The organism is Bacillus sp. FSL K6-3149 (genome assembly GCF_038630515.1).
GTDB lineage: Bacteria > Bacillota > Bacilli > Bacillales > Bacillaceae > Bacillus > Bacillus pumilus.
Genome location: NZ_CP152034.1, coordinates 251,047 through 272,448 on the forward strand (window position 1 = coordinate 251,047; position 21,402 = coordinate 272,448).

Here is a 21,402-nt window from a genome sequence, read left to right on the forward strand (position 1 = left end):
ACATATATGAAGAAGGTATTTGCAATCCGTTTGACCGCAGTATTCATTGCCCTTATGGTCATCACAGGCTGTTCTACAAAACAAAATAATTCCGGCAAAGATGACGGCACATTAAAAGTCGTCACGACCTACTCCATTCTTTATGACATTGTGAAGGAAGTAGGCGGAGAGCATGTCTCTATTCACAGCATTGTTCCCATTGGTACAGACCCACATGAATTTGACCCACTGCCAAAGGATGTTCAGCATACAACGGATGCAGACCTTGTTCTATATAATGGCTTAAACCTTGAAACAGGGAATGGCTGGTTTCAAAAGCTGCTCGAATCGAGTGGCAAGGACGGGGATGATGCACCTGTAGCCGAAATGAGTAAAGGCGTCAAAGTAAAACATTTATCTTCAAAAGGCCTCGAAAGCCAGCAGGACCCACATGCTTGGCTAAATGTCGAAAATGGGATTCTGTATGCTAAAAATGCCAGAGATGCACTTATTAAAGCGGACCCTGAGCATCAAGAGGATTACGAAAAAAATGCAGAAGACTATATCAAAAAGCTTCAAGCGCTTCATGATGAAGCAAAAGACAAGTTCGACCAGCTGCCGAAAGACAAAAAGCGTCTTGTGACAAGTGAGGGAGCCTTCAAGTATTTTGCAGATGCCTATGGACTAAAGGCAGGCTACATTTGGGAGATCAACACAGAGAATGAAGGAACACCTGGACAAATGAAGCGCATCATTCATTTCGTCAAAGATCATCAAGTGCCTGCGCTCTTTCTTGAAACAAGTGTCGATCCACGCAGCCTTGAAAGCCTATCTGAAGAAACTGGTGTTCCGATTAAAGGAAAAGTATTTACTGACTCCATTGGAAAGAAAGGTGAGGATGGGGACAGCTACTATAAGATGATGAAATGGAATATTGACACCATTTACAAAGGGCTTTCATCATAAGAAAAGACAGGCGGAGTGAGTTCGCCTGTCTTTTTTATTAGCTGGCTATATTTTGCGGGTGTTTTTTCGGCCAGATCACATAGCTGATGCTAATGACGAAATCAATGGCTAAGACCATTCCCCATACTCTCGCTAGCTGCATCAGTGCTTCCGTTCGTTCTGGTGCTTGGATGAGATAAGATAACCCAAATAGTAGACCGGCTCCGATGACATAAGAGACGAGATGCCGCGTCCAGCCGACTATTTCATATACAGACCGTTCCTTCCCGTACTTTGGTCTTCCCTTCGGCTTAGGGCCTCCTGCAAATCGATAAGCAAACCGGACATCTGCCCATTTCACCATTTGATGTCCAAAAGCGAGACTCACCCCAATATAAACAGCTGCGAGCCCGTGAATGACACTTGCCACAGCCCCCTCTCTTAAATCCATATAAGTCGCTGCAAGAAGTATGAGATCCAAAATCGGTGTACAAATGAGGAAGAAGGCGCCCCACTTTTTCTGTCTAAACACATAACGAAGTGTTAACCCCACCAGAATAAACAGCCAAAAGCCAATTTCACATGCCACAATCAATAACCCGATCAATATTCACCACATCCTTTTTAATACGATTGTGTTAAATAAAAAATAACACAACTGTGTTAAAAAAACAATAGCTGTGCTAAAATCAATGTATGCCAAAAATCGTCGATCACTATAAACAAAAACAAAAAGTCGCTCAAGCTGCCATGAGAGTGATTAAACAGGATGGATTGGAAAACGCTTCTGTACGAAAAGTAGCGGTAGAAGCTGGCATTTCAGCGGGCTCTATGCGTCATTATTTCTCCACACAGCAGGAGCTATTTCTTTTCTCTATGACATTGATTCAGGAAAGAGTCAAAGAGCGGATGACAGGACTTCAGCTGAACGGTTCAACGGAAGAAAATGTCTTCGCGTTATTGGAGCAGGTTCTCCCACTTGATGAAGAACGAAGATTTGAAATGGAGGTGTGGCAGGCTTTTACAGTCAAGTCGATGACTGAACCTGATTTACAGCCGCTCAATGCAAAGATGTATGACGAGCTTTTCCAAATGACCCAATATTGTTTAATGAAATTAAAAGAGGATGGGCTCTTGCTTGATCATATCGATCTTTTAGTCGAAACTGAGCGGCTTTATGCGGTCATCAATGGGCTTGCATTGAATGGAATCTTGCAGCCTCATCGCTTACCGCCTCAGCTCATACGCTCCGTACTGCAGATGCACCTGCAATCCATCACCGAAAAAGACATGTCTCCCTCATGAGGGAGCATGTCTTTTTTTAATCTTCCATAAAAATACGTTTTGCTTCGTAGTAGAGTACCTGCACAAATTTCTTCACATTGATACGGGTATGTTCTTCTCTACCGCTCGTCTCTTTTGTTAATTCACTCATTTTCTTTCGCACGATGGTGAAATCAAAGAATTTAGAAGCGTAATTTTCAAAGGTCGGATGAGAAAAATCAGTTAACCCAAGTGAAGCGATGTGTTTCAAGGATTGGTTGATCGCACGCCTCACCCGCTGTTCCGCTGCCTTCGCTTCTCTTGCAATGTCTGCCGATGTGTAAGGCTCGTTTAATTTATCCTCGGTGACACCCGTGAAAATGACCTTTAAAGAAGGAAATGAATCATGATGTTCGGTATGTAGCGCCAAATACTGATCTGTGAAGAGGATCATATCTAATAAATCTTTAGATCCCTTTTCACCCACAATTCCAAGCTCTGCAAGCAAGAACTGGCCTGCCTCTGCAAGACTTTTCCCACGCTGCTTCGTTTTCGTCTGACCGCGCTGCTGAAACTGCATGACGGATTTGAGTGAGTGCTGAATATTTTCAATTGAATGCTCTAAATGAAGCCGCTCAATCATGAGGTGGAGCACACTTAAGACCTCTACACGATTGATTGGCTTTGTCACATAATACTCGACACCAAGCGTATACGCCTGGCCGATTAATTCCTTTGTTTCTACCTGTGACAGCATTAAGTATTTGCCATGAAACTCATCCTTAATGGCTCGAATCGTTTCAAGTCCGTCTCGTTCCGGCATCAATAGATCAATACATAAGATATCAATGTGCAAATCATTTAAGTAGCTGGCCGTTAACTCTGCGCCATCCTCTGCTTCTCCCGCGACGAAGCCAAGCTCTTCATCTTCAATAAGCTGAGCGAGTGAAGAACGCACGGCTTCATCATCATCCACAATAAAAAATCTCATCTCCCAATCCCCTCTTTTCTACTAACTTGATCCATTGGTATCGTTAACGTGAAAGTCGTTTGTTTATTTGGGATACTCTTCATCTCAACACTTCCGCCAAGCTTCTCCGCTGTATCCTTTACATAGGAAAGACCGATACCGCTTGATGGATTCCCAGCCTGATCGTATTTTAAAGTAAAACCGGGTTTAAAAATCACATGATGATTACGCTCTTTAATGCCAGGCCCGTTGTCACTAATTTGAAAGATCACATGGCTCTCTTTCTGGGAAATAGAGAGTGACACCTCTCCATCCACCGGAATGGCTTCGACAGCATTGGAAACGATATTATTTAACAAAGATAGAATGGTATACACGTGATAGACGGGATGCTGCCCATCTTCATCATAATGAAAGACAATGTTTTTTTTAAGAGATTCTGCGTAATTTTCATGAATACGAATCACGAGCCCAGCAATATGCGCAGGACTTGCATACGCCTGAAAATTTTCTTCATGAATCAGCTTTGATAATGCAGAAAAAATCCGCTGGTTATCCTTTTTGATCTCATGCACCTCTCCTGCGATTTGCAGGGCTGTTTTTCCGAGCTTTTTCAAATCCAATGACTCTGCATCCTTTGCGTGATGCAGGGATTGATACAATTGATAGGATGTCGCTGTAATGTGCTCAGCATGTGCAAGTGTTTTATGAAAGTATGTAGATTCCGTGTAAAGATTAGACAGGAGCATGAGCAGATGTTCCTTCTCCTTTTTCATCTGACGCTCTCTCGCCTGCTCTTCATATAATCGAATCATTGTATAACAAGCCAACACGAAAAAGCTTCTGAAAATCGCCAACACGAAAAGTTGAAACAGCGTCCGCATCGTTAAAATTTCATCGATGGTGCCACGAAGTGCAATCATTTCAACAACGCTCGCGCATAGCTCCATGATGATACCTGTCGCTCCAATCAGCCAAGGCTGATCGCGGAAACGTCTGACCTTTAATAAATAAAAGAGCGTGCCGTAGACGACGTAATAAAGCAGGGAAGGAAATCTTAAAGAAATCGCCTCTTCCAGCGGAAGATGACCTGTGACGGCTGTATCAAGAAGCACGCGAAACGCAAAAACAGAAACCCCTGCAATGATACCGCTTGCCCATGCTGGGAATTTTTTCATTTGGAGTAGGATAAAGAAAAAGACAACGGTTCCAAAGCTGACCCGAAAGCTGTCCTCAAATGGATAAAATTTAAACTCTCCGCCAATCGGTGTCAGTACAATAAGCATCACAATTAAATAAGGCTCTGTATTTAGCCATTTTTTCAGTAGATTCAAACGCAGTCACATCCCTAATAATTGACGATAGTATACTATGTGGGCTTGAGAAAAACAAACATCCATAAAAAAGCGCACACCGGAACTTTGTCGGTGTGCGCTTCTCATGATGCTGCTTAATCTTCTAAACGATCCTTTTCTAAAAGTGATGCGCCAGCAATACCTGGTTTAGTCATTTCAAAAGGATTCAAGATGACATCAAGCTCTTCCTCTGATAAAACATCATTTTGCAGACAAAGCTCACGTACAGATACGCCTGTAAGAATCGCTTCTCTGGCAATTCGTGCAGCAGCTTCATAACCAATATGCGGATTCACCGCTGTCATGACACCAGCACTTTTTTCTACATATTCTTTTAATCTAGATTCATCTGCTTTTAGGTCACGCAAGCAGTTGTCTACGAAGGACTCAAAGACATTTTTCATGATGCTGAGAGATTGAAGCAAGTTGAACACAAGGACTGGTTCCATCACGTTCAGCTCAAGCTGACCAGCCTCTGATGCAAGACAGATCGTGTGGTCATTTCCGATGACTTGGAATGCTACTTGGTTCATGACCTCTGGCATCACTGGGTTGACTTTCCCTGGCATGATGGATGAACCTGGCTGTCTTGGTGGCAAGTGAAGCTCACCAAAGCCTGCTCTTGGACCTGATGCCATCAAGCGAATATCGTTCGCCATTTTAGACATATTCATCATACATACTTTCAGTGCAGCTGATACTTCTGTATAAGCATCCGTATTTTGCGTGGCATCGACTAGGTCTTCAGCTCCAACTAACGGTAATCCGCTAATGTCAGATAGATAGCCAACCACCTGGCGAATATATTTAGGATCAGCATTTAAGCCAGTTCCGACTGCTGTTGCACCCATATTGACTTCATATAAATGCTGTTTAGACTGCTTGATACGTTTAATATCACGAGCAAGAACCTTTGCATAAGCACTAAACTCTTGACCAAGTCTGATTGGAACAGCGTCCTGAAGATGCGTACGTCCCATTTTGATGACATGATCGAATTCTTGCGCTTTTTCTGTCATAACTTGATGCATGTTTTCCATCGTATAAAGTAGTTTTTCAATCATATTCAATGTTGAAATATGAATCGCTGTTGGGAAAACGTCGTTTGTTGACTGCGACATGTTCACATGCGTGTTTGGACTTAGCTCAGTATAAGCGCCTTTTTCCTTTCCTAGTAGTTCAAGCGCTCTGTTTGCAATGACTTCATTGGCATTCATATTCATTGAAGTGCCAGCCCCGCCTTGAATTGGATCGACAATAAATTGATTGTTCCATTTTCCTTCAATAACCTCATCTGCTGCTTGAACAATTTTTTCCCCAAGACCAGAATATAGTCGCTTTGTATCCATATTTGCAAGTGCGGCTGCCTTTTTGACAATCCCTAATGCTTTGATGAGTTCCTCATGAACATGGTAGCCAGTAATTGGAAAGTTCTCTACTGCACGTAATGTTTGAATTCCATAATACGCTTGAGTATCTACTTCCTTTTCACCTAGAAAGTCTCGTTCGATTCGAACTTGCTTGTCCTGTAGCTTCGTCATTTGAAAAGATCTCCTTTTACGCTGCTTTTGTTTGTTGTTTTAATTCCTCAATATACTTCTTCGATTTCTCTTGATCAAAAACTTTTTCCCACTTAGACATGACAATGGCTGCAAGTGAGTTACCAAATACGTTAACAGTTGTACGAACCATGTCAAGAATACGGTCGATCCCAACGATGAAGGCAAGTCCTTCAAGCGGCAGTCCCATTGCACCAAGTGTTGTGATGACAACAACGATTGATGCACCTGGTACACCAGCCATTCCTTTAGATGTCAGCATCAAGATTAATAGTAACGTAATTTGCTCATAGATGGAAAGTGGCATGCCGTACATTTGTGCAACAAATATGGCGGCAATGGATTGATAGATGGCACTTCCATCTAAGTTAAAGGTGTAGCCTGTTGGGATAACGAACGACGTGATCGCTTTCGGGCAGCCGAACTTCTCCATTTTATCCATTAGTCTAGGCAGTACAGCTTCTGAACTTGCTGTTGAGAATGCAAGAATGATTTCTTCTTTTAGCACTCTAAATAGTGTAAAGACGCTTGTTCCAGCTAATTTTGCGATAATGCCAAGTACGACAATCACGAAGAATGCCATTGTGCCGTAAACGACAAGTACCAGCTTACCTAGCGGGAGAAGCGCTCCGACCCCGAATTTGATCACCGTCACACTGATGAGCGCGAATACACCAAATGGTGCAAACTTCATCACTTTATTGGTCACCCAGAACATGGCTTCGAGTATACCCTCAAAGAACCCTAACACTGGTTTCCCTTTGTCTCCTACTGCGGCAATTCCTAATCCGAATAAGACGGTAAAGAAGATCGTTGGTAATAGATCACCTTCTGCAATGGATTGGAAAACGTTTGTTGGCACTAGATGCACAATCGTTTCAGAGAAACTTGCTTTTTCGGAAGAAGCTTTCGATGTCTCTTCATATTTAGAGATATCGCCTTTTTCCATGTTGCTCATGTCAATTCCTGTACCAGGATGGAAGACGTTTGCTGCAAGCAGTCCTACTGCTAATGCAATCGTTGTCACAATTTCGAAGTAAAGAATCGTTTTCCCACCGAGTCTTCCGATGGTTTTCATATCCCCTACACCAGCTACTGCTACAATCAACGCAGCAATAACAATTGGAAGAACGATCATTTTAATTAAATGGATGAATATATCGCCAATCGGCGTTAACACATTAATAACGGTTTCATTTTGATAAAACAGCGCTCCCACGATAACACCCAGAACAAGTGCAATGAGTATTTGTGAAGCTAACCCTAACTTTTTCATACGTGAACCCCCTTTTTTTGATAACGCTTTCTTTGTTGCTTAATCGCATCTTAACGATGAACCTACAAAAAACGACAAAAAGGAACAAAAAGAAGTGAATTTTTTATGAAAAATCTTTTAAAAGGTGGGTTTTTCCACAAAATTGTTAAAAAAAGACTCCGCTTTTGGGCGAAGTCCTAATGATTTTGCATTTGTTCACTTGGTGTATCTTGTTGTGGATAAAATCTATCGTATATCGCATATCCAATAAGGACAAGAGCAACGTAGAACAATGCACTAATCGTCCAAATCCATTTGACATTCAGCTTCATTGTGCCACTCCCTCTCTAACCGGTTTCAATCGCTGCAATCTGAGCGCATTCAATACAACCGACACGGAGCTAAAGGCCATTGCTGCTCCTGCAAGCCATGGCGCAAGAAGTCCTAAAGCAGCTATCGGTATCCCAATACAATTATAAGCAAGCGCCCAAAATAGATTTTGCTTGATGTTTCTCATCGTTTTTTGACTAAATTCAAGCGCATCAGCAATGGCATGGAGGTCTCCTGTCATGAGTGTGATATCTGCTGCTTCCATGGCGACATCTGTCCCAGTTCCAACTGCCATCCCAATATTCGCTGTCGCAAGGGCCGGGGCATCATTAATACCATCTCCGACCATGGCGACTTTCTTTCCTTGTTCCTGAAGCACCGCGATGTGAGCCGCCTTTTCCTCAGGCAGGACTTCAGCAATGACATGATCAATGCCCGCCTGTTTCGCAATCGCCTCTGCTGTCATCTTGTTATCACCTGTCATCATCACGACGTGAATCCCTTGCTCTTTCAGACGCTTGATCGCTTGAGGTGAAGATGATTTGATCGTATCTGCGACCGCGACAATGCCAGCGACTTCGCCGTCAATCGCGACGAGCATTGCCGTTTTCCCTTGCTGCTCCAGCGTTGTGACGGATGCTTCGACTTGATCATATGGGATATGATGTTTCTGTAATAGCTTACGCGTTCCAATCAAAAGCTTGCGCCCTGCTGCCGTTGCTTCAATTCCATGACCTGGGTCAGCTTGGAAGGCTTCAATCTCGACCGCTTCAAGACCTTGTTCCTTCATTCCGTCTGTGATGGCTCTAGCAAGCGGATGTTCCGACTGCTGTTCTGCTGATCCTGCTAGCTGTAGCAGCGCATCTTCTGTCCAATTGGCATATGCCAGCACATCTGTCAGACTCGGCTCCCCTTTTGTCACAGTTCCTGTTTTATCTAAAACCACCGTGTCGAGTGATTGAGTCACTTCTAAATGCTCTCCGCCTTTAAACAGAATGCCTGATTCAGCTGCACGACCGCTCCCAGCCATAATCGAGGTTGGTGTGGCAAGGCCGAGCGCACACGGACATGCGATGACGATGACTGCGATAAACGTTTCAAGGGCTGACGTCACATTTCCTGGATCAACAAAGAAAAACCAAATCAGGAAGGTAAGCATGGCAATTCCTACAACGATGGGAACGAATATCCCTGATATTTGATCTGCCATCCTTTGAATCGGTGCTTTTGAGCCCTGTGCTTGTTCCACGACTTTAATAATCTGTGAAAGGGCGGTCTCTTTCCCAACCTTTGTCGCTTTCACTTTCACAAACCCATTTTTATTAATGGTTGCCCCGATGACCGCATCACCTGCCGTTTTATCAACAGGCAAACTTTCGCCCGTAATCATGGACTCGTCAATTGAGGTTGTTCCCTCCACGATCTCTCCATCTACCGGCACTTTCTCTCCCGGTTTGACAAACACAAGATCATTTACTTTCACTTCAGCAATAGGGACAGTCATCTCTTTCCCCTCTCGCTCGATGACCGCTTCTTTCGCTTGTAGGCCCATCAGCTTTTGAATCGCTTCTGATGATCTCCCTTTTGCTCTTGCTTCCATTAATTTTCCGAGTACGATCAACGTAATGAGTACAGCACTTGTTTCGTAATAGAGGGCTGCCTCATGTGTGCCTTGAACCGCTGACTGAATGCTTTCATATAAACTATAGAAAAACGCAGCTGATGTCCCAAGTGCGACAAGAACATCCATGTTGGCACTTTTATTACGTAACGCTTTATACGCACCTACATAGAAGGGCCAGCCGACAATGAACTGAACGGGCGCTGCTAACGCCAGCTGAACCCAAGGATTCATGAACGCTTCAGGCAGCCAAATAAAAGACGTGAAAGAAAAATGACTGACCATTGCCCAAAGAAGTGGCAGTGACAGGATCATTGAGGATAGAAAGCGTGCCGTCTGCTTCTCTATTGCTGCTTGGCGATGATCTTTTTTTCCTTCCTCTGCTTCATCTGCAGCTGGTTCAATTAAAGAATACCCAATGGACTGAACCGCTTGCTTTATATCACTTGTAGACGTTTGGCCTGGGTGATACGTGACCTGAAGGGTCTCCAGCGCAAAGTTCACAGATCCGTGATCGACACCATCCATCCGATTTATTTTTTTCTCGATTCGGTTGGCACACGCTGCACACGTCATTCCTTCTATATCAAATTCTGCTTGCTCCATCACCACATCGTAGCCGAGAGATTGAATTTTTTGCTTGAGATCATCTGGTGTGAGTTGTTCTGCTTCATACACAATATGAGATGTTTCCAGCGCCAAATTCACATTGGCATCCTCTACACCTTCCAGCCTGTTCAATCCCTTTTCGATGCGCCCTGCACAGGCAGCACAGGTCATCCCCGTAATTTGAAAGTCGATTTCCTTCTTCATTGACCTCACCTCTCCATATACACCATGGGGGTATTATATTTTGAAAAAAATACGTGCTGTTATGCAGCACGTATGTTCATTTATACGACATCATATCCCTGTTCTTCAATTACATCAGAGATACGGTGTAACGTGACTTGATCTGGGTGAAATGAAACTTCCACCTCTCCTTTGTCTAAATGGACTTTTACAGATTCAACACCTGCTAGTTCTCCTACATTTCCTTCGACTGCTTTCACGCAATGTCCGCAAGACATGCCCTGCACTTGAAGTGTTGCTTGTTCCACTTCTCATCGCCTCCATCAATCATTTTCTACAATTTACTATACTCTAGTAGGGTATCAATGTAAACATAAATGCTATGATTTTGTCAGTTTCGTAAAGACCGTCATTAACTCTTCAATGGCTTCATCCCCATTGCCGCTCTTGATCGCATCCGCTACGCAGTGATGTGTATGCTTTTCCATCAAATGAAGACTGACCTTTTTCAAAGCCGCATTGACTGCGGAGATTTGATTGACAACATCAATACAGTAACGATCGTTTTCAATCATTTGCTGAATCCCACGCACTTGTCCTTCCACTCGTTTCAACCGATTGATCAATTGATCTTTATCCTTCTCGGCTCTAGGCGAAGCCATATGTCTTTCTTCATGTTCTGTCATGTGATCACCTTTTTTCCATTAAGACTTGTCTTTACCTAAATTAAAGCATATCTCCACCGGAAAAGGCAAAGATATGCTGAATACACTCTATAGTGTTTGCTTTAGTTTGTTAATTGTTCAATGTCCTGCAATAGATTGACGGATTGCTGAAGCTGCTTAATCAATCCTTGCTGGTCCTCAAGCATGGCGGCAACGTCGATGTTGTCTGCTTTTAATTGCTGTAAATACGTCTGAATTTCCTCTGACAGCACTTTATTTTTTTCAATGATTTGCGCATGCAGGTCTTCTGCCATTTTTGGCGCTGTGACCTCATTAAAATCTTGAATGTCTGCCTTCAATGATTCAAGCTGCTGCGTTAATTCTGCCTTTTTGGCGGCGTTTTGGACAGCTTCTTCAGCGAGCTTTGGAAAGTCTTCTGTAAATTGCTGAATGTCTGTGACATAGTCATTTGCCTCAGTGACATATGTCGTTGTATCGTTGACTTGATCAAGTAAGCTGGAGCACCCGCTTAATACAAGCGTTCCGGAAAATAGGAAAGCTATCACATATTTTTTCAAGATCGATCATCCTTTCATCTGTGGGATTAAAAGCATCATTTGTTCAGCTTCCCTATCACACAGACTTAAAAAGACCTTAAAAATAGCCAGACCTTTGCCTCATGTGTGATAGGCAAAGGTCTGGCTAACATTGTTCATGCCGGAATGGCCGAGAAGCAATCGCTGCTTCTGTAATGACGACCAAACCGTAAAAGCTACTCCCCTTTAGGAAACCGTTCAAATGTTATGTTTATCATATCGAATGTCAGGACAACCGTCAATGAGAAGCCGGCGGCTGATCATGCTCTTCATACAGCATATAGTCCGCTCCAGTGGACGCATAAATCCGGTTCCGTCCTTGGCGTTTTGACATATACAAGGCCTGGTCCGCTTCAAATAGAAGAGTTTCTAATACATTGGGATCATAAGCTGTATGAGCAATTCCAAAGCTCGCTGTCACTTGCACTTTTTCCTCATCAGTCTCAAAGAAACTCGTCTCAAACGAATGTCTAATTTGCTCCGCAATATGACATGCCTCTTCAAAGGAATGATGCGGCAGACAAATAGCAAACTCTTCTCCGCCATATCGTCCGAATAAATCGTCCATTTGTAAATGCTGCTGACAAATGGTGACAACATGACGCAGTGCCTCGTCTCCAATATGATGTCCGTGTGTGTCATTGATTTGTTTAAAGAAATCAATATCAAACAGCATAACAGCCGTATCTTGCGAATCCTCTTCCAGGATCATCTGCGTTCGTTCAATAAATGAAGACCGATTGAAGATATTCGTCAATCCATCAATATACGCACGACGCTCCAGCTCTTCCTGCAGCAAACGCTGCTCTGTTACATCACTGATCACAATTTGCCTGCCCTCGATCTCTCCTCTTCTATTAAATAACGATGAAGCGGTCAGAAGATAATAGCTGGACTGATCTTCTTCCTTTTTCCACATTAAATCATATTGCGAATGATCCTGCGGAGAACGCAGCCACTGGAAGAACGCGGTATCTTTGATGATCCCTGAGAAAATATCGTCTATTTTATAGCCAATCCCCTTTTTATTAGAAAGTGCTGGAATGATCGATGCAGCAGCGGGGTTGTAATCTATGAGTGTCCGGTATCGATCTAAAATGAGAACCCCTTCAGACATATGCTCAAACACACGCTCCATCGCAATGGGAGAGAGCTTAAAGAGCTGGAACGACATAATCGCCCATAAGTAGAGCGCATTGGTTAAAAACATCACCACAGGGACCGGGTCAATATGAAGAGGTGTCACGCCTAATAAATAGATAAAAGATGTCGTGATTGGCAGTAACATGCCCACTAGCAAAATAAGGATCTGCTTTAAATACTCTTTTTTTGTAACACGCAAAAACCAAACCAGCATAAAAATAGCGAGCATCGAACAGCCAAATGTATAGACGCCATGAATGATATACCAATAGCCAATCGTAAAGTCAGCCAATAAAAATCCGTCTACTGGATTCATCGTGATGCTTCGATAAAAGAGTGAATGAAAAGAGTTGGTGAACACCATAATGGTGGTGAGAGTTGGAATCAGTAAGATGAGAAGCACGCGGCGCTTTGTGAAATATTGATGGAATCCCGTAAATTGCAGCACAATCATCAGACTGAATGGCGCAATGAACGGAAGACCTATGTATTGAAAACAAACCCAGAACATAATCTCCCCAGGTGTACTTGCCAATAATTCAAATGTGTGCCCAAAGATATAAATCGCAGTTGCTCCAGACATGTACATAAACAATTGACAGCCAATATACCGGTGGCGGTTCGCATGAGCAATGATTGATAATATCACGGACAGAATGCCAGAAACACTCATGATCACAATAAAATGTAAAACAATCGAATCCATGTAAACGCCCCAATTTCAGTTATTTAGAACTAGTCTAATATAACTATATATGAGGACGTCTCAAATGGGAAGGTGTGATTTTGAATTGGTTGGAGTTTTTTTGTAAAGTTTCGGTTGTTTTTTGTTTGTGAGGCCCTATCCTATTTTCACTATTTTTTTGCTTCACTGAGGGAGAAGCATATTGTGATAAGAGAAATATCAATGTCTAATCGTTTCCTTAAGCTTCATTTAACTCGGCCGTCATTTAATACATCTATTTGGACAAATCGCTTTACACCGCTTTCTTAATAGATTCTAGATTAATGGTATCTTCACTAAAAAACCTATAAAAAACACAGCGGCATAACCGCTGTGTTCGGCTTCAATAGCTATTGGATGAGTTGATTGCTTTACTCATTGACGATTCCTTTTTTATTTTTCGCTGCCGCTTAGATGTTTTGCATAGACAACTTTATCAAGTTCTTTATCTGCATTTCCGATATCAACGGTTACGTTGTCATGGCTGACCGAAATGTCTTCCATAAGGTCAATATCATAATCAGCAATCATAGCATGTGTGTTGTCAATAATGTATTGATAATCAGTACCGGCAAGAAGTACGTGTTTGTGCGCCTTTTTGAAGCTACTCGGAACATCTTCTTTGTCGTCACCCTCTTTAACTAGCTTCTGAGCGCGTTTGAGTGATTTATCGACTTTCGCTTCCCATTTTTTATTCCCAACGGCTGAGTTACCCATAAGATCGTCATACGTTGCAGCTTCAGCTTCAAGTGCGTTCATATGATCATCATACCATACAAGGTATGCTTCTAAATCAGCCGTTGTTTCTTTTGATGATGCGCTTTCTTGTTTTTGGTTTGATGACTCGCTACTTGATGTTTCTGTTTTACCACACGCTGTTGTCAGTGCTAATACGAATACTAAAAGGATTGTTGCAATGATTGATTTATTTGTTTTCAAGATCTGTTTCCTCATTTCTTATCTTTTTTGTCTTTTCTAACTTTGTTCACTTCGTCATCTGCTTTGTTTGTTTCATCTAGTGCTGAGTCAACCTTTTTCTCAATCGTCTCGAGTGCGTCAACGGAATCTTCGTTCATTGTTCTGATAGAACTTGGTGTTTCATCGATAAGATATTGATACCCTGCGTTTGCTTTGAGTAAATACTCATGCGCTTTTTTATAAGCGGCAGGCACATTCTTTTTGTTTTCTACACTATCAACAACTTTTTGTAAGCCATCTAGTGATTTTTTAACAGACTTGAACCATTCTTTGCTGCCAGGTTCGATCTCCATCATACGTTTTGCATATGTAAGCATTGCGCCTTCGATATCGACGCGGTATTCATCGTACCATTCAACATATTCTTTCTCTGCCTTTTCACTGTTCCCGCATGCCGTGCCGAACACCATTAGTAGCCCAATCACCATAGCTCCAATTAGTGATCTCAGTTTTACTTTGTTTAACATTAGCTTTGTCTCCTTCTGCTATTATCCAATTAGTCAATAAACAATCTATGGAATTATAGTTAAATATCCCTACATTTAATCATCGGCTCAAAAATAGTTATATTTAGCTATTCACTCATTTTTTAGTAAAAAATACCTCTTTTAGATTTTTTGTAAGGGATTATAAATAAAAAGCATAAAAAAAAGACGCTATCGATAGCGTCTTTTTGAATTCAAATCTCAGTTTTTCATATTGCCAGACCCGCATCAAGGGCTTTCAAACCCTTGATACGACTGCATTCTAAAAGTTTTGATGGAGACGGTGGGAGTCGAACCCACGTCCAGAGACATCGATTACTTAAGCGTCTACGAGCGTAGTCAACATATTTGGTGTTCACTCAGCCTCATGCCTGCTGACGGGCGCTTGGAGAGCTAGTCTGATGGATCTCTTCTTACGTCCTCAGACGAAAACGTAAGCGTAGCCTACTTCATTGGGCTCCTCACAGACACATAGGCGATGTCAGGAAGAGCTCGCTGCACTTATTAGGCAGCTAGTGCTAAGTTTTGGTTAAAACTTTTAGTTTTGCCAGTTACATTTAGTGCGTGTTAACGAGATCGCCTCTCGGCTCGCAGCTCAAGCTCGAACCGCCCCTGTCGAATCCGTAACGTCCCCTTGTAAAAGGGATATACGGGATGGAAACGTTCAGCTTAACTGCTTCCGTATATAACTATTATAACAATCTTATCGCTTGAAACAACTGGTGGTTTCTGTAAGAAAAGCGGTGATTGTTTACTGCATAACATATTGTAGCATAATGCTTCCGCTCTCAGCAAGCCATCTGCATCAGGCTAGAATTGCTTTTGTCGATCACGGAAGGCACGGTCGATTTCGCGTTTTGCATCTTTTTTCTTCAGATCTTCACGTTTATCGTATTTCTTTTTCCCTTTACCAATTCCGATCAACACTTTGGCAAAGCCATTTTTTAAATAGAGTTTCAGAGGCACGAGTGAGTAGCCCTCTTCCTTTGTCGCACCAATCAATTTACTGATTTGCTTGCGATGAAGCAGCAGCTTTCTCGTTCTCAGCGGATCATGGTTATAACGGTTCCCCTGCTCGTATGGGCTCACGTGCATGTTGTGAAGGAACACTTCTCCTCGTTCGATTTTGGCAAAGGAATCTTTTAAATTCACTTTTCCTGCACGAATCGATTTGATCTCAGTTCCTTGTAACACAAGGCCGGCTTCATACGTTTCTTCAATAAAATAGTCATGATTTGCTTTTTTGTTTTGGGAAACAACCTTTCCCTCTCCCTTTGGCATTGGCGTACACCCTCCTTTTGACACAAACACGGTCCAAATCGTACGGATTATTTTATCAAACAATCCAGCTTTAGACAACGCTGACGCTATGTGGTCAAAAAGCAAATAGAGCGTGATGCCCTATTTGCTTTTTGTCACGTTACTTTTTCTTTTTACGCTTTTGTTTTGGTGCGTTATCAAATACGCGTTTTTTCTTTTTCTTCTTCTTACGGCCTGTGAACCAGTCACTTCCGCCTTTATCCTCTTTGGCTTTATCCCCAGAGGCATTTTGGCCTCCGTGCCCTTTTTTCGCTGGTGAATCTGTTCGTTTTTTAAACTTAAAATCTTTCGGCGATTTACGGCGGGTGCCTTTCATGCCGACGATTTCAAAATCAATCGAGTGCTCATCTTTATTGACATTCACCACTTTGACTGTGATTTCATCACCGATACGGTAGACATTTCCTGTGCGTTCACCGATCATGGCAAAGTGCTGCTCATCAAAGCGATAGTAGTCGTCTGTCATGTAGCTGACATGAACAAGACCTTCAATTGTATTCGGCAGTTCAACAAATAGTCCGAAGTTCGTCACGGAACTAATCATGCCATCAAACTCTTCACCGATTTTATCAAGCATAAATTCTGCCTTCTTGAGATCATCTGTTTCACGCTCTGCATCAACTGAGCGGCGCTCCATTGTAGACGCATGATCTGCAATTTCAGGAAGCAGCTGACCCCACTTTTCTAGAGTTGCTTCGTCTGTCTTTTTCTGAATCAAATAGGTTCTAATTAGTCTATGCACGATTAAATCCGGATAACGGCGGATCGGTGATGTGAAATGTGTATAGAATTCCGTTGATAAACCAAAATGGCCGATGCTTTCTGGATCATATTTCGCCTGTTTCATCGAACGAAGCATGACAGTTTGAATCACAACTTCTTCTGGTTGATCCCTCACAGCATCAAGTACACTTTGAAGTGCACGTGGATGGATGTTTGTCGACGTTCCTTTCACAATGTAACCAAACGTTGTCACGAACTCTAAAAAGCGCTGAAGCTTCTCAGGATTTGGTTCTTCGTGAATCCGATAAATGAAAGGTACATTCAACCAGTGGAAATGCTCTGCAACTGTTTCGTTAGCAACAAGCATGAATTCTTCAATTAATTTCTCTGCGACTGAACGCTCGCGAACGACAACGTCTTTTGCTGCGCCTTCATCATCTACAAGTACTTTTGCTTCCTTGAAGTCAAAGTCTACTGCCCCGCGCTCCATCCGTTTGTCGCGAAGGATCTCTGCAAGCTTCTCCATCTCTTGGAACATTGGGACGAGCGGCTCGTATTTGTCTATAAGCTCCTCGTCTTGATCGACTAAAATCTTATTCACATCAGTATAGGTCATTCTTTCCGTCGTTTTGATCACACTTTGGAAAATCTCGTGTTTGACGACCTTCCCATTTCGATCAATAACCATTTCACAAGACAGCGTGAGACGATCGACCTTCGGATTCAACGAGCAAATACCGTTTGACAGGCGGTGCGGGATCATCGGAATGACGCGGTCTACGAGATATACACTCGTTCCACGCTCATAAGCTTCCTGATCAATCGGAGAGTTCTCTGTGACATAATGAGAGACATCTGCAATATGCACCCCTAGCTTATATTTGCCATCATCCAGCTTTTGCACCGTAACGGCATCATCTAAGTCCTTCGCATCTGCTCCGTCAATGGTTACAATCGTTTCATTGCGTAAGTCACGTCTGCCTTCTAGGTCTTTTTCATCAATCGTTTCAGGTGTGTCTACTGCCTGCTGGAGCGCTTCTTCTGGGAACTCACCTGGCAGGCCGTGTTTATGAATGATTGATAGTATATCAATGCCAGGGTCATTTTTATGACCAAGGATTTCAGTGACTTCGCCCTCTGCACTCATTCTTCCTTCTGGGTAGCTAGTCAGCGTCACGACAACTTTATGCCCTTCGACCGCTCCATTTTTAGCGGATTTCGGGATGAAGATATCGGTTGTGATTTTTTTATCATCAGGAATGACAAAGCCAAAGCTTTTCGTTTCTGTATAGGTACCGACAACCGTCTGAGTATTACGCTCCAGAATTCGGATGACAGTCCCTTCTTTTTTTGTGCCGTTTGATTTGTGGCTGACACGAACCATGACCGTATCACCATTCATCGCTGTGCCTAGCTCATTAGGCGGAATGAAAATATCATCCTGTCCAAACTCTTCTGGTGTCACAAATGCAAAGCCTTTTGCATGAGCAGACAGCTTTCCTTTTACCAAGTTCATTTTTTCCGGTACACCGTAGCGATCGCTGCGCGTGCGAACGATGAGTCCTTGATCTTCCAGCATCACAAGTGCTTTGACGAGCTCTTTATAATCATCTGGATTGGTAATCTCCATCATCACTTCCAGCTCTTGAACGGTTAACGGTTTATACGCTTCATCTTTCATAAAAGCGAGTAATTCATTCATAAATTCTTCTTTTTGCACACTCTAACCCCCTATATATTTAAACTGACCAATGAAGTGATTCTAAGAATGCATATACATCCTGATGAACCTTCTCGCGCTCTTTATCAAGCGTGATCGCATGGCCTGATTCTTCATACCATTTCAAATGCTTTTGATCTGTCTCTACTTCGTTGTAAATGATATTCGCACTGTCTGTATTAATCATATGATCGTGACGTGCCTGAACAACAAAAGTAGGTGAATAAATCATGTCGACATTATTTCTAACATCTGCAATCAGTTCTTGCAGGCTTCTCAGTGTATCCATTGGCGTTTTCTTGAACTCTTCCATTTCCTGTTCAATTTGCTCCTCTGACTTACCCTCGAATTTCTTATAGTTACGGGCATATTCTAGTACACCCTGGTACATGACTTCTTCACTTTTTATGTACATAGGTGCACACATAGGTACAATTCCCTTTACAGGTACAGTGTAACCTAATTTCAATGAAAAAACTCCTCCGAGGGATAGGCCGCAAACCGCAATTTCCTCATAGCCTTCATCTTTTAAGAATTGATAGCCTTCTTCTACATCCTTCCACCAGTCATCCGGTCCAAAATGGACAAGCTCTTCTGGCGGCACGCCGTGTCCTTTATATTGTGGTGCATGACACGTATACCCTCTTTCGTTCAAATAACGGCCTAGCATTCGAACATCGGCTGTATTCCCAGTAAAACCGTGAAGTAGAAGCACCGCCTTTTCTCCACCTTTAAACGTAAATGGTTTTGGTGTAACAACTTTCATGATGTGACTTCCTTTCCTTCCGATATGGTTTATATTTTCCACTTGTATGTATGAAACAAACACAAAAGAGTGCTGATAATAAAAAAAGGTCTGAAAAAAGATCAGACCTTCTGTTACTCGCGCTTTATACGCCTAAATATGCCAATGCAAGTGTTAAGATGAAGAAAAGCACTGACAAAATAACCGTTAAACGGTGAAGTATCAAGTCAAGACCTCTCGCTTTTTGCTTACCGAAAAGCTGCTCGGCTCCACCTGAAATAGCGCCTGACAGTCCAGCACTTTTACTAGATTGTAACAATACAACGATGATAAGTGCGATACTGACAATTACGAGTAATGTGATAACAAATGCGTGCATGAAAACACCTCCAGACAAACTGGTACACATAACTTTATTTTACATGAAAACAAGGTGCATGTCACGAAACATCAAAATAAAGATTCCCTCTATATTCTCGACTTTAATCGTTATTTTGATTCAATTTCATTCCAAAGAGTAGTATACAGCATTTTTTATATGCAATTTTCGGTTAAAAACACGTTTTTAACGGGTTGCTTCTTCTTTCAATAGCTGTTTTAATTCTACTAACAAACGTTCAGCTCCTTCAGGACTCAGCATCACTTTCCCATTTCCATAGCTTTTGTTATACTTCGTCACTTGTCCAGTTAACAGGCAACTCTTATCTGCATCATATTTTTTCAGCATAATAGTTTGATCTTCAATGAAAATTTCTAAAAGCTGCTCTTCTTTAATATTGAGTACCTTGCGCATTTCTGAAGGCAGAACAATTCTGCCTAGTGAATCAATATGTCTGACCATCCCAGTTCTTTTCAACGACATTGCCTCCTTGATCATTTCATTCATTGACTTTTGTCAACATTTTCATAGTAAAATAGATCTTCAAATTTTTTATCAAAGTAATGAATCATTTTGCCAATGACAAGCTGGCCTGGTTTCCGATGACCATTTAATACCCTGCTGAGTGTGGCAGGAGAAATGCCAATTTCATCAGCGAGCTGATTTAAAGACATATCGTTTTCGATCATATACTGCATGACATAAGTCCGTCTGATCTGAATCTTTTCAACCATCATTACAACCTCCTATGGAATCAATATGTACAACGTGTAGGTGCTCACATGAAACAGATTCATTAACTTAAGTCAACACTTTTACCCCTCTGCTATTTCCTTTGGTCAATGATCATACTAAAATAAGTCATATACTGAAATGTGAGGTTCGATGTCATGAATCACTTTGGTGAACAATTACGCATTTTAAGAGAAAATAGAAAAATGTCTGTCAATCAACTCGCCATGTATTCAGGTGTAAGCGCTGCTGGTATTTCTCGTATCGAAAATGGAAAGCGTGGTGTGCCGAAGCCTTTAACCATAAAAAAATTAGCACACGCCTTGAAGGTGCCTTATGAGGATTTAATGCTGCTTGCCGGTCATATTGAACAGGAACAAGTTCATGAAATGAAACCAAAATATGAATCCATGTTGAAAATCTATCAAACGGCGCTTCAAAAGGATGTAGAACATCTTCCCATTTTTGACGGAGACCTATGGGAAAGGCTATCCGCACAAGACATCAGCCAGCTGAATGAATACTTTCTCACGCTCATCAACCAAAAAAAGACGAACAAATAGCGGGGCATAACCCTAAGATACATTCACTATTAACTAATGTCAATATTTTCATGGTATACTTGTTGCCAATAGTCAACAAATCAAGTAAAATAGATATATCTAATCTATAACCATGTGAGGTTTTGCCTTGATGAACTTTGGTGCATACTTAAGAGCATTACGTGAGGAAAAGAAGCTGTCAGTGAACCAATTAGCGATGTATTCAGAAGTCAGTGCTGCTGGTATTTCTCGTATTGAAAATGGGAAACGCGGCATTCCGAAGCCTCCTACGATAAAAAAACTAGCCGTTGCATTAAAGGTTCCTTATGAGGAAATGATGCAGGCTGCGGGCTATATTGAGGAAGCCTCTTCTGTCCATCAGCTGAAGGAAGAGGAAACGGCATTATCCAAAATAAAGGAAGCCGCAGCGCAATATGAACTTGGTGATCTCGAGCTATTTGATGGAGACATTTGGTCAACTCTTTCGAAAAAAGAAATAGAAGATCTTAACCGCTATCTGTTATTTATATTAAACAGCCGTTCGTCATCATAGAATGTTTTGATCATTAACAAGCTTTTTG

General features: G+C 42.1%; 23 protein-coding genes and 1 other RNA gene. 4 read left to right on the forward strand and 20 right to left on the reverse strand.

Annotated elements, in window-relative coordinates; all coding sequences use genetic code 11:
- Positions 1 to 6 precede the first annotated feature (6 nt).
- On the forward strand, positions 7 to 945 hold the full coding sequence (locus tag MHB83_RS01365) for a metal ABC transporter substrate-binding protein (protein ID WP_137054401.1): 939 nt from the start codon (positions 7 to 9) through the stop codon (positions 943 to 945).
- Between the two features lie 37 nt (positions 946 to 982).
- Here MHB83_RS01365 and MHB83_RS01370 read toward each other — a convergent pair whose 3' ends face one another.
- Complete coding sequence (locus MHB83_RS01370) at positions 983 to 1,531, reverse strand: hypothetical protein (protein ID WP_003213116.1); 549 nt, start codon at positions 1,529 to 1,531, stop codon at positions 983 to 985.
- A gap of 89 nt (positions 1,532 to 1,620) precedes the next feature.
- Between MHB83_RS01370 and MHB83_RS01375 the strand changes: the two genes are divergently transcribed.
- Positions 1,621 to 2,229, forward strand: a complete 609-nt coding sequence (locus tag MHB83_RS01375; RefSeq protein WP_342496563.1) for a TetR/AcrR family transcriptional regulator — start codon at positions 1,621 to 1,623, stop codon at positions 2,227 to 2,229.
- 16 nt (positions 2,230 to 2,245) lie between these two features.
- Here the strand turns inward: MHB83_RS01375 and MHB83_RS01380 are convergent, their stop codons facing one another.
- From MHB83_RS01380 to MHB83_RS01470, 19 genes are all read right to left on the reverse strand, one after another.
- Entirely contained in the window at positions 2,246 to 3,178 is a 933-nt protein-coding gene (locus tag MHB83_RS01380; RefSeq protein ID WP_003212842.1) for a response regulator, read from the reverse strand.
- The gene (locus tag MHB83_RS01385; protein WP_003213283.1) at positions 3,175 to 4,491 is read right to left on the reverse strand and encodes a sensor histidine kinase; all 1,317 of its coding nucleotides are present in this window, start codon (positions 4,489 to 4,491) and stop codon (positions 3,175 to 3,177) included. The genes MHB83_RS01380 and MHB83_RS01385 overlap by 4 nt, the downstream gene beginning before the upstream one ends.
- Before the next feature lie 116 nt (positions 4,492 to 4,607).
- Positions 4,608 to 6,053, reverse strand: coding sequence for an aspartate ammonia-lyase (aspA, locus tag MHB83_RS01390; protein WP_050944151.1), 1,446 nt, complete (start codon positions 6,051 to 6,053; stop codon positions 4,608 to 4,610).
- Positions 6,054 to 6,069: 16 nt separating this feature from the next.
- Positions 6,070 to 7,347 (reverse strand): cation:dicarboxylase symporter family transporter, encoded by a 1,278-nt coding sequence (locus tag MHB83_RS01395; RefSeq protein ID WP_003213370.1) that lies wholly within the window; start codon positions 7,345 to 7,347, stop codon positions 6,070 to 6,072.
- A gap of 176 nt (positions 7,348 to 7,523) precedes the next feature.
- Positions 7,524 to 7,658, reverse strand: coding sequence for a hypothetical protein (locus tag MHB83_RS01400; RefSeq protein WP_267885135.1), 135 nt, complete (start codon positions 7,656 to 7,658; stop codon positions 7,524 to 7,526).
- A complete protein-coding gene (locus MHB83_RS01405; protein ID WP_342496564.1) occupies positions 7,655 to 10,090 on the reverse strand; it encodes a heavy metal translocating P-type ATPase in 2,436 nt (811 codons plus the stop codon). The genes MHB83_RS01400 and MHB83_RS01405 overlap by 4 nt, the downstream gene beginning before the upstream one ends.
- Positions 10,091 to 10,170: 80 nt before the next feature.
- A complete protein-coding gene (copZ, locus tag MHB83_RS01410; protein WP_012011271.1) occupies positions 10,171 to 10,377 on the reverse strand; it encodes a copper chaperone CopZ in 207 nt (68 codons plus the stop codon).
- Between the two features lie 72 nt (positions 10,378 to 10,449).
- Positions 10,450 to 10,755, reverse strand: a complete 306-nt coding sequence (locus tag MHB83_RS01415) for a metal-sensing transcriptional repressor (RefSeq protein ID WP_137054397.1) — start codon at positions 10,753 to 10,755, stop codon at positions 10,450 to 10,452.
- Positions 10,756 to 10,856: 101 nt separating this feature from the next.
- Entirely contained in the window at positions 10,857 to 11,312 is a 456-nt protein-coding gene (locus tag MHB83_RS01420) for a DUF6376 family protein (RefSeq protein WP_003213149.1), read from the reverse strand.
- A gap of 256 nt (positions 11,313 to 11,568) precedes the next feature.
- Positions 11,569 to 13,179, reverse strand: coding sequence for a histidine kinase N-terminal 7TM domain-containing protein (locus MHB83_RS01425; RefSeq protein ID WP_342496565.1), 1,611 nt, complete (start codon positions 13,177 to 13,179; stop codon positions 11,569 to 11,571).
- A 411-nt stretch (positions 13,180 to 13,590) separates the two neighbouring features.
- On the reverse strand, positions 13,591 to 14,136 hold the full coding sequence (locus tag MHB83_RS01430) for a hypothetical protein (RefSeq protein ID WP_212045545.1): 546 nt from the start codon (positions 14,134 to 14,136) through the stop codon (positions 13,591 to 13,593).
- Between the two features lie 11 nt (positions 14,137 to 14,147).
- Positions 14,148 to 14,642 carry a hypothetical protein gene (locus MHB83_RS01435; protein WP_212045546.1) on the reverse strand — a complete coding sequence of 165 codons (495 nt, stop codon included), beginning with the start codon at positions 14,640 to 14,642 and terminating at the stop codon, positions 14,148 to 14,150.
- A 290-nt stretch (positions 14,643 to 14,932) separates the two neighbouring features.
- Positions 14,933 to 15,294: a transfer-messenger RNA gene (gene ssrA / locus MHB83_RS01440) on the reverse strand.
- A 176-nt stretch (positions 15,295 to 15,470) separates the two neighbouring features.
- Positions 15,471 to 15,941 (reverse strand): SsrA-binding protein SmpB, encoded by a 471-nt coding sequence (gene smpB / locus MHB83_RS01445; protein ID WP_003213153.1) that lies wholly within the window; start codon positions 15,939 to 15,941, stop codon positions 15,471 to 15,473.
- 139 nt (positions 15,942 to 16,080) lie between these two features.
- Entirely contained in the window at positions 16,081 to 18,423 is a 2,343-nt protein-coding gene (gene rnr / locus MHB83_RS01450; protein ID WP_212045547.1) for a ribonuclease R, read from the reverse strand.
- A gap of 19 nt (positions 18,424 to 18,442) precedes the next feature.
- Entirely contained in the window at positions 18,443 to 19,189 is a 747-nt protein-coding gene (locus MHB83_RS01455; protein WP_212045548.1) for a carboxylesterase, read from the reverse strand.
- A gap of 124 nt (positions 19,190 to 19,313) precedes the next feature.
- Positions 19,314 to 19,547, reverse strand: a complete 234-nt coding sequence (gene secG, locus MHB83_RS01460; protein ID WP_003212746.1) for a preprotein translocase subunit SecG — start codon at positions 19,545 to 19,547, stop codon at positions 19,314 to 19,316.
- Positions 19,548 to 19,733: 186 nt separating this feature from the next.
- The gene (locus MHB83_RS01465; RefSeq protein WP_003213714.1) at positions 19,734 to 20,024 is read right to left on the reverse strand and encodes an AbrB/MazE/SpoVT family DNA-binding domain-containing protein; all 291 of its coding nucleotides are present in this window, start codon (positions 20,022 to 20,024) and stop codon (positions 19,734 to 19,736) included.
- A 26-nt stretch (positions 20,025 to 20,050) separates the two neighbouring features.
- A complete protein-coding gene (locus MHB83_RS01470) occupies positions 20,051 to 20,284 on the reverse strand; it encodes a helix-turn-helix transcriptional regulator (RefSeq protein ID WP_003213379.1) in 234 nt (77 codons plus the stop codon).
- 153 nt (positions 20,285 to 20,437) lie between these two features.
- On the opposite strand from MHB83_RS01470, the gene MHB83_RS01475 reads away from it, so the two are divergent.
- Complete coding sequence (locus tag MHB83_RS01475; protein WP_003213200.1) at positions 20,438 to 20,842, forward strand: helix-turn-helix transcriptional regulator; 405 nt, start codon at positions 20,438 to 20,440, stop codon at positions 20,840 to 20,842.
- A 130-nt stretch (positions 20,843 to 20,972) separates the two neighbouring features.
- Complete coding sequence (locus tag MHB83_RS01480; protein WP_340990160.1) at positions 20,973 to 21,374, forward strand: helix-turn-helix transcriptional regulator; 402 nt, start codon at positions 20,973 to 20,975, stop codon at positions 21,372 to 21,374.
- Positions 21,375 to 21,402: the final 28 nt, after the last annotated feature.

Coding starts and splice junctions, on each gene's coding strand:
- MHB83_RS01400 (WP_267885135.1), bottom strand. CDS start 7,658: ATGAAGCTGAATGTCAAATGGATTTGGACGATTAGTGCATTGTTCTAC.
- MHB83_RS01435 (WP_212045546.1), bottom strand. CDS start 14,642: ATGTTAAACAAAGTAAAACTGAGATCACTAATTGGAGCTATGGTGATT.
- MHB83_RS01455 (WP_212045548.1), bottom strand. CDS start 19,189: ATGAAAGTTGTTACACCAAAACCATTTACGTTTAAAGGTGGAGAAAAG.
- MHB83_RS01425 (WP_342496565.1), bottom strand. CDS start 13,179: ATGGATTCGATTGTTTTACATTTTATTGTGATCATGAGTGTTTCTGGC.
- MHB83_RS01405 (WP_342496564.1), bottom strand. CDS start 10,090: ATGAAGAAGGAAATCGACTTTCAAATTACGGGGATGACCTGTGCTGCC.
- aspA (WP_050944151.1), bottom strand. CDS start 6,053: ATGACGAAGCTACAGGACAAGCAAGTTCGAATCGAACGAGACTTTCTA.
- MHB83_RS01480 (WP_340990160.1), top strand. CDS start 20,973: ATGAACTTTGGTGCATACTTAAGAGCATTACGTGAGGAAAAGAAGCTG.
- MHB83_RS01475 (WP_003213200.1), top strand. CDS start 20,438: ATGAATCACTTTGGTGAACAATTACGCATTTTAAGAGAAAATAGAAAA.
- MHB83_RS01365 (WP_137054401.1), top strand. CDS start 7: ATGAAGAAGGTATTTGCAATCCGTTTGACCGCAGTATTCATTGCCCTT.
- smpB (WP_003213153.1), bottom strand. CDS start 15,941: ATGCCAAAGGGAGAGGGAAAGGTTGTTTCCCAAAACAAAAAAGCAAAT.
- MHB83_RS01380 (WP_003212842.1), bottom strand. CDS start 3,178: ATGAGATTTTTTATTGTGGATGATGATGAAGCCGTGCGTTCTTCACTC.
- secG (WP_003212746.1), bottom strand. CDS start 19,547: ATGCACGCATTTGTTATCACATTACTCGTAATTGTCAGTATCGCACTT.
- MHB83_RS01415 (WP_137054397.1), bottom strand. CDS start 10,755: ATGACAGAACATGAAGAAAGACATATGGCTTCGCCTAGAGCCGAGAAG.
- MHB83_RS01470 (WP_003213379.1), bottom strand. CDS start 20,284: ATGATGGTTGAAAAGATTCAGATCAGACGGACTTATGTCATGCAGTAT.
- MHB83_RS01375 (WP_342496563.1), top strand. CDS start 1,621: ATGCCAAAAATCGTCGATCACTATAAACAAAAACAAAAAGTCGCTCAA.
- MHB83_RS01395 (WP_003213370.1), bottom strand. CDS start 7,347: ATGAAAAAGTTAGGGTTAGCTTCACAAATACTCATTGCACTTGTTCTG.